The following is a 13,195-nucleotide window of genomic DNA, read 5'->3' on the forward strand; positions in this document are numbered from 1 at the left end:
TGACCGGCAGTAGTGCCTCATGGAGCTTTCCACCCCAGCCATTAAGACACATGATTTCCATTGCCTGCTTCCTTTTCTTGGAGCGGACATTTGCTGCAACGAAGAAAAGATGCAAGTTGGGGCTCATCGCCGCCGTCGGATGCTGCGCAGCATCTGTGCTGTCGAGAGCTCGGCTGGCGACGTGTGCGGCCCAGACCTGCCGTTCAGTCCCTGCCTGATCGCCGCGGTGCAGCTTCACCAGACCGGCCATTCGTCAATCGCGCAGCATCCAAGCAGCGGCTAAGGTCGGGAAAGCGGGACCAAGCTGCCGTTCGAACCGTCAGCTCTAATGGTGGCTGTGGAATCGAGCTACACTTTCAGAACTAGCGGACAGTGATCTGAAACTTCGGGGTCATGGATCACTTCAAAGTTGTTCACCGCATCTTCACGGTCGATCAGCATGTAGTCGGCAAAACGTCCGGGTTTCTTGTATTGCGTGCTGCGTGTGCTGTCGAAACCACGACCTGTCACCAGTTCGGTCAGTCCGGCACTGCAGAGGATCGAAAGCGTTTCGCTGTCCGGCTCGACGTTGAAATCGCCGCAGATTACCGTGAGGTCGTCTGGCTCCGTGAGACTGCGCGACATGTCGAGCAGCTTGTGCGCTTGTCTCGCACGCTCTGGTGTATCCATCTTTCCATTCAAATCGCGCAGACCATGCATATGGGTGATGCTCACTGCTCGGTTGGCGTCATAGTCCCATATCCGAACACCGTGCGCGCTGCGTGAGCGCGGGTGATCGCCATAGCCAACAGGTGAATAGTCCTTGTGAACGAACCCCTGCACCTGTCCGATGATCGGAAAGGAGCGATGCACGAAGGTTGCAAGACCCCATTGCGATGGAATCGAGGTATCATCGTCCCAAAGCACGCCTTGCGCTGCCGGACAGAAGATCGCGACATGCTCCGGGAGAACGGTACTGATATCGCGAAAGAGATTGGCGCGTTGCGGCAGGATGTGATCACCGTCCTGATAAGTCAGCCAATCTTTTTCTGATTTCGGGCTGTGGATGACCTCCTGCAAGCAAAGAATATTTGGAGACGTTCGGGCAAGGTACGGCACCAGTGCCTCATGGAGTTTTCCACCCCAGCCGTTCAGACACATGATCTCCATTGCTTGCTCCCCGTTCTTGGAGCGGACATTCGCTGCAACGAAGAAAAGAAGCAAGTTTGGGCTCAGTGCCGGCCTCGGAGACAGTGCAGCATCAGAAGGATCCGGGGTTTCCTATGATCCAAGGACGGCCCAAACCGGACCTTCATCCCGACACCAAGCGCCCCGCTGCAGCTTCACCGAACCGGACATTCGTCTATCGTGCAGCATTTTCAGAAGTCGAAGGTCGGCAGAGCGGGACAGAGCGGACCATCCCTAGTTTCGGATCAGTCAGGGATGCCTGCAATCGACAGGTGCGTGAAATAATCGTCGTCGAAATGCACGGCGGTCGGTGCCAGACAGTCCCTGGGATAGCGTATTGTGACATGGGGCAATTGGTCGACCAATCGCTCCGTAGCCGACCGGGCCTCAGCGTTCCGCCCCAGCCGCACATTTGCCGCCGCCACCGTGCGCCAGGGCCGCAGCACGCTAGGATGAAGAAAAACGAAGACACTGAAACCGATCCTAGGCTGCATGGCTTCGAATCCGCCAGAGACACCGGCAGGTCGTCTGGCTCTACTTCCGGTTCCCACGGAGATGTCGTGATGTCGAGGACATACTTGTCGAACGAGCACAAAGGCGTGTTAACTATATCTGGCGAAGAGGTTCGACTGGAAATCGGACAGCTTTTTTGGGGTAGATTTCATGACCAAGTACTTGGGCGGGCTATCTCAATTAAGGTCCGAACCTTTCGAACCACTTGGAGTTCAAGAAAGTGCTTACGTTGTCGAGGCCGAGGTCCACACAATGCTGCCCCAGAGCAGTCGCAAGTAACCCTAAGCCCTGTTTACGGTGCTGTTCGATCCTCCGAGGTTCGCAGGCCAAGTATCTATCCACGTGAAGGAGGTCGAATGCCGTTTCTAGAGGTATTTGGGTGGCTGGGGGCGCTGCTGACGCTTGCCGCATATTCCATGCGCAGTATGTTTCCGCTGCGCTGCGTCGCACTGGGCGCAAACGTGGCATTCATTACGTATGGGGCGCTGACGCCAGTATACCCGATGCTCGCACTGCATTTAGGGCTCCTGCCGCTAAATGCTTACCGTCTGGCCGAGATCCTGCTTGGCTTGCGCCGGATGCGAGCTGCCAGCCGGATCGTCAATCCGGTCGACGCCCTAAGACCCTTTCTTCGCCCGACAAGGTTTTCGGATGGTGATGTCGTTTTCCGCCGCGGCGACGTGCCGGACCGTATCTACTATCTCGAACGTGGTACGGTTCTTCTGCCTGAACTGGGCGAACGGCTTTTGGAAGGGGCGATATTCGGCGAGATGGCCTATTTCTCCGATGCTGGGCAGAGAACAGCTTCGGCGATCTGCGAAGGAGATTGCTCGATCCTCTCCATCGACGAGAAAAGCTTCATGATGCTGAATCGGCAGCATCCAGAATTCGGTCATTATCTGATCCGTTTGATCGCTCAACGACTTGTAGACGGGCACCGCAAGCGACCAGAGCTCTATGAAGGTTTCATCGAACAGCCCAGCGCCGGGGCTATGAAGACGGCCGGTTCAGCAACCTGACGCTGAGGAAGGGGCTTGCTCTAGAATTCCGAGGCTGGGGACGACTCCGATGTGGAGCGGTTGTTTGCCTGCAAAAGCCTCATATTGGCATCCAATAGCTTACGGCCCACCGACGCCCTCAGCCACTGCTCCACATGAAGTCGTATCTCATCGTCGTTCTTGCAAAGCGCCATTATGTCAGTGCCGGAAAGCGTGAAAACGCGCACCGTTTCTACCACCTCCACCCGCGCAGAAGCCCGCCCGCCCGATAAGACATTGAGCTCTCCGACAAAACCGCGCCGGATCTCCGCAACGACATGACCTTTTGCGATCACCAGCGCCTCGCCCGTCAGGATGTAATACAATTCCTCGACGGGGACGCCCTCTTCTGTAAGAACCGTTCCGGCCGGAACGTCGGACCACCGCCCCAGGTTCAGCAGGCGTCGCGCCATGGGTAAAGGCATTGCGGGAAAGACATCATCTATCATCTCGCGTTCCTCCGTCGAAAAATCGTTCTTCAGGCTCAGAAAAAAGAGCCGAGCCATCCCGACGAGGCTGATGCCAATCCAGAAAACCTGAATCGTGGCAGCGGCGGGATTGAACGCATTGACGAGGCTGATGAGAACCAACGTTGCCGCAGTCAGGTTTAGCAGTGCATAGGTATAACTCGACCCTCGAATGAACCCTGATTGGAGAGCGGCGTAGGAACCCACGTAGAAGAAGACGCCAAGGTGCCCAATCCAGGCGAAGACCAAGTCTTCAGAGATGCCACCGGTTTCCATCATCGGATCATGGGCTCGGTATGCGTGGGCTGTTCAACCTGCCTTGGCGCGCTGCCACTAGCGCACATCGACTGACCTGTTGCGTTTAAAAAAACGCGACGATTTTTGCTGCATCGTCTGCCGTCGCCCCTCGACGGAATAGAGCACCGTTGGCCCGATGCCCTTAAGCCTGACGCGGCGCTGTTTCTCATAGATGAATTCGGTGCCGATCCTGTCGATCACCGCCTCGCTGACCGAGATCTTACCCGGTTGACCGGCCTCTTCGATGCGAGAGGCGAGGTTCACGGTCATGCCCCACATGTCGTAGACAAAGCGCAATTCGCCAACCACGCCGGCTACCAACGGGCCGCTGTGCACACCGATGCGCACTTGCAGGTCCCGTCCCATTGAAAGACCGTGCTGTCTCGTTTGGAACAGCAATTCCAGAGCTGCATCTATGGCGATTGCGCAATGATCAGCGTCATCATTCATCACGCCGGCGACATACATATAGCTGTCGCCCACAGTCTTGATCTTCTCAAGGTCGTAATGCTGGATCACTGTGTCGAACTTGCCGAAAAGGTCGCGGAGCAGGGCGATCGACTCCTCCGGTGGTACGCTGGCAGAATATTCGGTGAAATCTACGATATCGACGAAAACGACGGTCGCGTCCGTGACCTGATCGACGATCTGCTCGGCGCCACCGTTGATGCGAGCCGCAATTCGCTTGGGCAAAACGCTTTCCAGAAGCTCGTTTTTCTGCACCAACGCAGACTCCAGTTCAGCCTGTTGCTTTTCTGCTCGGTCAAAGGACCTTTCGAGTTCAAACAGCACCGAATTGTAAAACAGACCGATTTGACCGACTTCGGTAAAAGGGGATTGCGGCGCGCGTTCGGTAAGGTCGCGGTTGCGGGCTTGCCGTTGCATGACCTCAAAAAGTTCGTTCAGGTCGGTGTTGGCACCGTGCTCGCCGACGTTGAGCCCGATGGTCTCGACGTGTTGGGTAACCCGAAGCGGGATCACTTGATTGATTGACCAAAGTAAGCCTAGCGGCACCAGTACGGCATGGGCGATCAGCACGACGACCCCCGTCATTTGCGTTGCAAGCTGCTCGGCCACCTCAATGCCCAGCTGATCGGAACCGAAGATGGCGACCGCCGCAAGCCCCCATAGGCCGGACAGGAAATGCACCGGGACCGCTCCGACCACGTCGTCGATGTGTAGCCGTTCCAGCGCCTTGTCGCCGAAAAAGGCGATGCTCCCTCCGACCGCCCCTACGACAATCGCCTCTCGCACCGAGATCAGGTCGCAGCTTGCCGTGATCGCGACGAGCCCGGCAAGACCGCCATTCATGCCGTAGAAGACGCTCGGTTTGCGCTCCATCGCCCAGGAGATGGCGAGGCCCGTCAGAACGCCACCGGCACCGCCGACGATAGTGTTGAGCAGCAATCCCGGCACTTCATCGGTAAATCCCCCGGCGCTGCCGCCGTTGAAGCCGAACCACCCGAACCAGATAAGCAATACGCCCAGCATCGTTAACGGCAGGTTCGATCCGTTGAACCGTCGCGGCTGTCCGCTGTCCAGAAAGCGGCCCTCGCGCGGGCCAATGATAAGGATCGCGGCCAGCGCGACACCACCGCCTACGGCGTGGACCACGCCCGAGCCCGCAAAATCGTGGAAGCCCTGTCTATTGAGCCAACCGACCGGCGCGCCAGCGGCATCCTCGGCCCAAGCCCAATGGCCGAAGATCGGATAGATCAAGGTTACGGTGATCACTGTTATGAGAAGATAGGCGTGAAATGCAGAACGCTCAGCCACGGCACCAGACAGGATTGTTGCCGCCGTCCCGCAGAACATCGCTTGAAAGATGAACTGTACGTAGACGCCGCTGGCGCCCAGCTTTTCAAATGCGAAATCCGATGTGCCGATCAGACCGCCGAAGCTTGTTCCGAACATCAATCCGTAGCCGATTGCCCAGAAGAGCAGCACGGAGATCGACAGATCGCTGATGTTCTTTATCGCAACGCTGATGTTGTTCTTGCTGCGAGTTATACCTGCCTCGAGACACATGAAGCCGGCTTGCATCATGAAAATCAGCGTAGCGCAGAATATAATCCAAACCTGATCGATTTCAGTCATCAATGAAGCTTTAAACTATCTGAGTGCCTCCGCGCTGAATGGCTCGGAGGGCGGATTTCGACTTTCTTAGGTTCAAGCCTCCCGCTGTCGGTTGTCAACGAAAAGAGCATTTCAAATTCATTTTTTCCTCCATTTGAGCCGAGAAACTGCCACGGCGGCGCTGTCACGTTAACTTGCCATGTCTGTTACGGGAAAGTCGGCGACAAGATGAACGGTCCAGCAATTCTCGATCATATCAAAATGATAGAACCACCCTGCCCGGACGACCCAAGAGATCCTTTCTTGAAGCGGGGTTTGCCGAAATCCCTTGCCGATGATGTTTTAGATGGACTGCGCAAAGCAGGATTAGCTGAATGAAGTACTGCTGCGCGTGCAGCCAGGTCCGCTATCGGCTCCGAGCCGTCGTAGAGGCGCTGTTCGGCCGACGACCGCTTCCAATTGCTGAGTGTCTGCGAAACACGTCAACCGCCTGAACCCAAAGAATAACCTGCATCCTACGAACGGCTGCTTCCGAAACGCTCCTCGACCTGGCGATACTGCGCCACCGCAAGGCGGCTGTGAGCCCGAAGCGGAAGTGTTGCTTAGCAGCGAGCCATTATCATGTCCGACGCTTTTTCGGCGATCATGATGACCGGCGCGTTTGGGTGTCCTGTATTCATTCGCGGCATGACCGAGGCGTCTGCTATACTAAGGCCTTCCAGCCCATGTATCCGTAGATCAGGGGCAACCACAGAGTCGTCGTCCTGTCCCATGCGGCAGGTGCCAACCGGATGCCACGAGGTCGAAGAAACTTCTCGGATATCGGCTATGAGGTCATCGTCGCTGATCCGGTCGGGCCCTGGAGAGATTTCGCGTGGTCCGAGTTCTGCGAAGGCAGGCTGAGACACAACTTTCCGCGCCTCGCGGATACAGGCAAGCATCAGGTCCAAATCAGAGGGATCGCTGAGGTAGCCCGGATCGATAAAAGGCCGATCGAGCGGATTGTCGGACATGATCGAGACCCGACCCGTGCTGCGAGGGCGTGTTGGAAACCCCGAAATCGTGAATCCATGCCGGTCCGGCGGGCGCATCTCCGGTGCGCCAAGACTGATGTAATAGGGGATCATCAGAAGCTCGATATCCGGCGCCTCAGAGCCGGGGTTCGAACGGAGAAACGCACCGGACTCGAAGTGGTTCGTGGTCAGCGGCCCTCGGCCCTGTGCGAACTGGCGCTGTGCATCCGCACTCTCTTCGGCAGTTCGGCCGAAAAACGTTAGAGGTTTCTCAATCTCCCAACGGCTGCGGTAGTGCAGATGGTCCTGCAGGTTCTCGCCCACCCCCGGCAGGTCATGCCGAGCCTTTACGCCTACTTCTTCCAGCCGCTCTGCCGAGCCAATCCCTGAGAGCTGGAGAATTTGCGGCGATCCGACTGCCCCTGCCGCAAGGACGGTTTCCTGTGCGGTCACCCGGTGGACCTCTCCGCCGGCGATATAGTCGACCCCAAGGACGCGCTTACCGTCAAGGACGAGCCTGAGGACCGTGGCGCCTGTCGCCACGGTCAGGTTCGCCCGTCCCTGCGCCGCCTTCAGATACGTGCGCGCTGTGCTGCCTCGCGTGTTATTGTGCAAGGTGGCCGGGAAGTAGCCGCAGCCTTCGATGTCCTGCCCGTTCAAATCGTCGTTGAACGGGATACCGGCCTCCTGGCAGGCCGCAATGAAGACATCTGTCAGGGGGGATCGTTCTGCCTGTTCGGTCACCGTCAGGGGACCCGCTTCGCCATGCAGGTCGCGTTCACCCGGCACCTGCCAGTTCTCTGCCTTTCTGAAATAGGGCAGCACGTCATGCCAACCCCACCCAGTCGCACCCAGTTGTTGCCAGCCGTCATAGTCCGAGGGGTGCCCGCGGAGGTAGATCATGTAATTGATGGAGCCGGTCCCTCCGATGCACCGCCCTCGCGGATACGCGATTTGCCTGCGGGATAGGTGGTCCTGCGGCCCAGTCCGAAAACCCCAGTCGAACCGCGTATTCGGCAGGGACCCCATGGCCGCTGGCGTTGACACGCGTGGATCGTCATCGCTGCCGCCAGCCTCGAGCAGCAGCACCTTACGATTGGGATCTTCTGTTAGGCGGTTGGCGAGGACGCATCCCGCGCTCCCCGCTCCGACAATGATCGCGTCAAACGTACCTACCATATCTACCTCCTGAAGTAGCGTCGTTGGTCTCGCAAAGAAACGGTCGCTCCGGGCGAAGCACCTCTCCATGCGCCGCGAGTACGACACTTCGCAGTCTTTTGGGGTTCCTTGGTCCCTGTGCGACGCGTGTTCCTTTGCATCCAACGTACCAAGCCTCTGCAAGAGATCCGCAAAACCGCGTGGCGAATAGCCTCTGCCAGCACAAAAGCTTCGTAAAAACTTTATCGATCATCGCAAAAACGCCAAACTGCAGGGATGGCCGATACGGATGCTGACGATTCACGCCTCACATTCTCGCTTCGCGGGGCGTTCTCTGTCCGCGATGCATCGGGGCATGCGATTGACGGGTTTTCGCGACGTGGACAGGCGCTTCTTGCGTACCTGTCGTTGCAACCCGAGATGCGGGCCGAACGTACTAGAATAGCAGATCTGCTCTGGTCTGACCGTTCGGAAGAACAGGCTCGCGCGTCACTGCGGCAAGAATTGTCGGTCCTCCGACGCAATCTCCCTGAAGGCGTGCTCGAAGCCAATCGGCAGCAAGTATGGGTCAACTCATCAATGGTCACCACCAAGGTCCAAGGACAGGGCGCATTCCTCGAAGGATTTGACCTGAACTCAGAAGGTTTCGAGGAGTGGCTACGGGAAACACGACAAACCCTCGATGTTCAGTGCGACAACCCGTCAATTGCAGCCGCAACGAGCAGAACAAGAAACCGACCGAGCTTGGCGGTGCTGCCATTCGACGAAATTGGTGCAGTGGCTGGCGACATGTTCGCGGACGGGGTGGTCGAAGAGATCACGTCTGCGCTCGGACGGGTTCGAGAATTCCATGTCATTGCTCGGCAATCCGTTTTTGCTCTCCAAAGAGATCTGCTAAGCGTCCCTCAGATAGCCGAAATTCTTGGCGTGGATTACGTTGTCGAAGGGTCCGTCCAACGGGTCGGGGACCGAGTTCGGATTTCAGTGACACTGGCGGAGAGGGACGAGGGACGTACAGTATGGTCAGAACGTTTCGATGACCGGCTTGACGATCTGTTCGACCTTCAAGATCGGATAGCCGGCAGCGTCGCAGGTCGGATTCTGCCCTCGCTTCGGTCAGCCGAGATCGCGCGGGCCAGAACCACACCGCCTGAGAACCGAAGCGCCTACGAGTTGTTCCTGACCGCACTGCCGCAAATGTGGTCCCATCGAGAGGACAGCAACGTGCGCGCGCTGGAACTCTTTGACCGGGCCCTCTCAATTTCTGACGACTACGGGCCAGCCCTTGCATTCAAAGCTTGGGCGCTTGCTCAACAGTCTTCGTACATCTGGTCGGACGACCCTCTTTCCGCGAAAGCTGAGGCTTTGACACTTGCGCGCCGTGCGGCTCAATTCGTGGGTGACCACGTCCCATCAATGGTGGCGATCGGCGCGGCATTTGACCAGGCTTCGTCCGATCACGCGTTCAGCCGGTCGTTCCTTGATCGGGCACTTGCGCTTGACCCAAGCAGCGCCTGGGGCTGGATGAGAAAAGGGTGGAACCAAAGCTACTCAGGTCATAGTACGCAAGCTCTCGCAAGTTTTGATCACGCCGAGGCCCTTAGCCCACTCGATCCATTTCTTTTCAACATCGAGTTTGGTCGCGGCGCGACGTACATGCGCGAAGGTCGATTTGAGGAGGCATTGGAGCGAATAATGCATGGTATGACGCTGGCCCCTGGGGTCGCGTGGGCCTACCGCTTCATTGCAGCCCTGAACATCTACCTCGGCCGACAGGACGGCGCAAAGGAGGCATATGAAAAGCTCCTTGCCGCCTATCCTCAGATAACCGTGCAAAAACTGCGCGACTCTGTGCCTCCATCCGCCGTTGAAAACCGGCCAGAGTTCTACGATGCGATGCGACACGCAGGCATCCCTGAAGCATAGCTTCGGCGTTCATGACCCAAAACGGCCATTGGTTGTGTCGCAGCAAACATCGGCTACAAACTCGAAGTAGCTTACTGAGCTTGATGTGCCATAAGGCCCATGATGTTCAGTGCCTGCTGCACTTCGCCCGGCGGCCTCTCGGTCCACCCAATCTCGCGAACATAGTTGACCCATTTAGAGCCGACAATCTGACGAACTGAGGCAAATCACTGAGAGGAGCCAAAAAAAGCCCGCTTGCATTCGCCTCTATGGGCGCGCCTGTCGCGACCGGCCCTTACCAGCCATTCATCGTGCCAGACTGCGCCGCAGTGCAGCTTTACAAGACCGGACATTCGCTGCGGGTGCGAAATCAAACCATCAGCGAACTGGCAAAGTGCGGACATAGCCGGCCTTCATGCCGATCAGACTTAAAGCTGCCGCCGGCCTTTTCCGAACGTCTGCACCACCTCCCAGATGATGCGACGCGACCCGTCAAGGCCGTCATTATTGCTGCACACGCGCGTTCTGTCCGGTATCGGACGGATTGGCCAACGGGTTAAAAGAGCAATTCGTGTCTGATGTGAGCGTGCGTTTGATTCTTCTAATTGCGCCGCCGCGCCTGTATCCTGACCGCCGTGCAATGTTGGAATAGCCCCCTGAAAGTGGTCCACCAACTGGGATAGATTTGTCCCGCAAATTGGAGGATCAGCGATGGCTGGGAAACGAGAGAAGCCGGAAGAGATTGTATCGAAGCTTCGTCAAGTTGAAGTGCTGCAAGGGCAAGGCGTGACGATTGCTGACGCGGTGCGCCAGATCGGCGTGACACAGCAGACCTATTATCGGTGGCGCAAGCTGTATGGTGGCATGGGGCGTGAGCAACTCAAACGTCTCAAGGAGCTTGAGAAGGAGAACCTGCGGCCTCGCCGTGCGGTCTCTGATTTAACCTTGGACAAGTTGATCCTGACGGAAGCCGCGAAGGGAAACTTCTAAGCCCTTCGCGTCGTCGTAAGTGCATCGACCATGTGCGGCGGGAGCTTAGCGTATCTGAGCGCTGCGCCTGCCGCACACTCGGCCAACACCGGTCCACGCAGCGTAAGGTTCCGCAGAGCCGTGCAGATGAAGACCAGCTGACCAACGACATCATGGAACTGACGCGTCTTTACGGGCGATACGGGTATCGCATGGTCACCGGTCTGCTGAACAACGCGGGCTGGCATGTGAACCATAAACGGGTCGAACGCATTTGGCGGCGAGAAGGGCTAAAGGTCCCACAGAAACAACAGAAGAAAGGACGGCTCTGGCTGAATGACGGCTCCTGCGTCCGCCTGAGGCCGGAACGGCCCAACCATGTTTGGTCCTACGACTTCGTTCAGGATCGTACGCACGATGGTCGTGTCTACCGCACGCTCAATATTATCGACGAATACACCAGGGAGGCGCTGATGATCCGCGTCGATCGCAAGCTAAACTCAACTGACGTTCTGGATGCGCTGACGGACCTGTTCATCCTGCACGGTCCGCCAGAATACATCAGATCCGACAACGGCCCCGAGTTTATAGCCAAAAAGGTACGGGATTGGATCGCGGCTGTTGGTGCCAAGACCGCCTATATCGAGCCGGGAAGCCCTTGGGAGAACGGATACTGCGAAAGCTTTAATGCCCGGTTCCGAGATGAGCTTCTAAACGGCGAAATCTTCTACAGCTTGCGCGAAGCCAAAATCCTGATCGAACAATGGCGCGTCCACTACAACACCGTCAGGCCCCACAGCGCCCTGGGATACAGACCGCCCGCGCCAGAAAGCATCGTTCCGATGGACCAGAGACCGACGATGCACTAACAATTAAACCGGACCACTCGATGGGGGCAGACCAATACCCGGGAGCAAATCCAGGATCGTGTGCCAGTCCCTCTTTCTCAGAGCAGAGACCTATATTCGACACTTGCCGGTTTTGTCCTCAATCGGCGCATCTTGCTGCGGAAATTCAAACCCGATGTCCTCAAAGTCAATAAAAAAGCCGCCGTTTGCCCAGGCCCAGGTCCCGTAGCCGAAGAACGGACTGTAGGTCTTGCAGTCGGCCATCATCAAAAACTCATCATGGTCCCGCACAATCTCGGTGCTGGCCCCAACGCCAATGAAACGCGCCTTTGGGTAGAGGGATCGCAGCGATGTAAGATCAGCTTCAACCGAAACAGAATACTCATCACCGTTGCTAGAAATCCGGGTGTCGCCGGCGAAAACTGGTGCCGCCGTTACAAGAGCCGCTGCAAGAAACGTCACTATTCTCATCGAACAATTCCCTCTTAGACACCGTTAAGCACTATAAGAGCCGCCGCGCCCTTTGTCGATCTCGCTCCGGTTTCCAATGCGTCGTCCTGCATCTTCTTCTTCAGCGACTTGCGTTATGATGCGGAGAAGCAAGGTCCGCGAAGGCGCTTCAGGCCGAAAGCTTCGCACGCGGACAGATTTCCAACAACATAGACTTGTGAGCCCTCGATCCTCTAAGGTGCAAGCACCGGGGGGGGTGGCGAGCAAATGGCGTGCGGTCCAGTCTACTGCCACAACAGACGTTTTTGAAGAAGTGAGGGACCCGTGTATTGCTGGCTCCGAAACTTGGGAGCGGTTAGTTTGGGAATTGCATCTAAGGTAGGCTTACTTTCGGCAACCGTCATTTGGGCAAATGCTGGATGGGCGGCAGATCACTCTGCGCTCTATGGGATATGGTCCTTGCCCGGCGACAGTTGCGATGTGAATAATCCGGGCGAAAGCATCATGCTCGTCGAAGAGAAGAACATCAGGTTTCTGGAAGTTGATTGCGATATTCTGGGCACCGCCGAGCAAGTGTCGGCAGACGGATATCGGTTCAACCTGACCTGTTCCGGCATCGATAGTGGGCCATGGGAGTCTGTTCTCGTGCTGGAAGGCCGGCCCGGCAATATGCTGCTTGAGACCTTTGAGGGCGATGAAACTTCCCAACGCCTGCAGCTGTGTCCGCATTGATCCACAAACCGGGATGGCTGACCGATCCGGCGCTTGGCAAACCTGCGCAAAGAAGAGGAGGAGGACAAAATGTTCTTCAAAAAGACAACTGCGAACATGGCCTGTCTAGCGGCATGTGTTTCCATTGCGAGCATGGCGCATGCCGACACATGGTGGGAAGTGGGCGACCAGACCCTCTATTTTGAAGATGCCAAGGACGGCATGGGGGTATTCGTCTATCTTACGCCGGCCAATGTTGCCAATCCAAACTTCAAGCTGTTCTTGGATGAGATGGAAGAGGTCTATTACGGGCGTCAGGACTTCGGCCCCGCCACCTATACAGGATATATGGCCAACTATGCCGCTGAACAGGATTGCGGGCCGACGCGCTATGATGCCTACGGAGAGCCCTATTCGAACTGGAGCACGGCCCGGATGACGTTCGGTGCGGACTGGCGGTATTTCACCCTGACCCTCGATGACTGTGGCAAGGGTCAATACGTGGAAACCCTTGATGGGACGCCGGGAAAGTGAGGCTGTTGCACTCGTTAAACGGCGCGGGCGCAAAGTTTCCGTTCCGGACA

At 57.1% G+C, this 13,195-nt stretch carries 11 protein-coding genes; 5 read left to right on the forward strand and 6 right to left on the reverse strand.

Going from position 1 to position 13,195, the window contains the following annotated elements:
* Both MGEO_RS21345 and MGEO_RS07660 read right to left on the reverse strand, forming a co-directional pair.
* On the reverse strand, nucleotides 1–250 hold a 250-nt coding region (locus MGEO_RS21345; RefSeq protein WP_158090983.1), incomplete at its 3' end, for a hypothetical protein.
* A 98-nt stretch (nucleotides 251–348) separates the two neighbouring features.
* The gene (locus MGEO_RS07660) at nucleotides 349–1,149 is read right to left on the reverse strand and encodes an endonuclease/exonuclease/phosphatase family protein (RefSeq protein ID WP_085636144.1); all 801 of its coding nucleotides are present in this window, start codon (nucleotides 1,147–1,149) and stop codon (nucleotides 349–351) included.
* An 887-nt stretch (nucleotides 1,150–2,036) separates the two neighbouring features.
* Here MGEO_RS07660 and MGEO_RS21350 point away from each other — a divergent pair.
* Nucleotides 2,037–2,699: a Crp/Fnr family transcriptional regulator gene (locus tag MGEO_RS21350; protein WP_158090984.1), complete on the forward strand. Its 663-nt coding sequence runs from the start codon at nucleotides 2,037–2,039 to the stop codon at nucleotides 2,697–2,699.
* A 20-nt stretch (nucleotides 2,700–2,719) separates the two neighbouring features.
* Here the strand turns inward: MGEO_RS21350 and MGEO_RS07670 are convergent, their stop codons facing one another.
* The 3 genes from MGEO_RS07670 to MGEO_RS07680 all read right to left on the reverse strand — a co-directional run bounded on the left by MGEO_RS07670 (nucleotide 2,720) and on the right by MGEO_RS07680 (nucleotide 7,749).
* Complete coding sequence (locus MGEO_RS07670; RefSeq protein ID WP_085636146.1) at nucleotides 2,720–3,463, reverse strand: cyclic nucleotide-binding domain-containing protein; 744 nt, start codon at nucleotides 3,461–3,463, stop codon at nucleotides 2,720–2,722.
* Between the two features lie 54 nt (nucleotides 3,464–3,517).
* On the reverse strand, nucleotides 3,518–5,578 hold the full coding sequence (gene amt, locus MGEO_RS07675; RefSeq protein WP_085636147.1) for an ammonium transporter: 2,061 nt from the start codon (nucleotides 5,576–5,578) through the stop codon (nucleotides 3,518–3,520).
* A 581-nt stretch (nucleotides 5,579–6,159) separates the two neighbouring features.
* Nucleotides 6,160–7,749: a GMC family oxidoreductase gene (locus tag MGEO_RS07680; protein WP_158090987.1), complete on the reverse strand. Its 1,590-nt coding sequence runs from the start codon at nucleotides 7,747–7,749 to the stop codon at nucleotides 6,160–6,162.
* Between the two features lie 255 nt (nucleotides 7,750–8,004).
* Here MGEO_RS07680 and MGEO_RS07685 point away from each other — a divergent pair, with 255 nt between their 5' ends.
* Nucleotides 8,005–9,654 (forward strand): hypothetical protein, encoded by a 1,650-nt coding sequence (locus tag MGEO_RS07685; protein ID WP_085636149.1) that lies wholly within the window; start codon nucleotides 8,005–8,007, stop codon nucleotides 9,652–9,654.
* Between the two features lie 690 nt (nucleotides 9,655–10,344).
* Nucleotides 10,345–11,471, forward strand: a protein-coding gene (locus MGEO_RS07690) for an IS3 family transposase (protein WP_106299173.1) whose coding sequence is annotated in 2 segments (ribosomal slippage) — nucleotides 10,345–10,609 and nucleotides 10,609–11,471 — 1,128 coding nt in all. Because the reading frame shifts where the segments join, the coding sequence is not laid out codon by codon here.
* A 90-nt stretch (nucleotides 11,472–11,561) separates the two neighbouring features.
* Here MGEO_RS07690 and MGEO_RS07695 read toward each other — a convergent pair.
* The gene (locus MGEO_RS07695; protein WP_143746245.1) at nucleotides 11,562–11,921 is read right to left on the reverse strand and encodes a hypothetical protein; all 360 of its coding nucleotides are present in this window, start codon (nucleotides 11,919–11,921) and stop codon (nucleotides 11,562–11,564) included.
* A 438-nt stretch (nucleotides 11,922–12,359) separates the two neighbouring features.
* On the opposite strand from MGEO_RS07695, the gene MGEO_RS07700 reads away from it, so the two are divergent.
* Entirely contained in the window at nucleotides 12,360–12,632 is a 273-nt protein-coding gene (locus MGEO_RS07700; RefSeq protein WP_106299172.1) for a hypothetical protein, read from the forward strand.
* Between the two features lie 69 nt (nucleotides 12,633–12,701).
* Entirely contained in the window at nucleotides 12,702–13,145 is a 444-nt protein-coding gene (locus tag MGEO_RS07705; protein WP_106299171.1) for a hypothetical protein, read from the forward strand.
* The last annotated feature ends 50 nt before the right edge of the window (nucleotides 13,146–13,195 follow it).

This window comes from Marivita geojedonensis (assembly GCF_002115805.1).
Lineage (GTDB): Bacteria > Pseudomonadota > Alphaproteobacteria > Rhodobacterales > Rhodobacteraceae > Marivita > Marivita geojedonensis.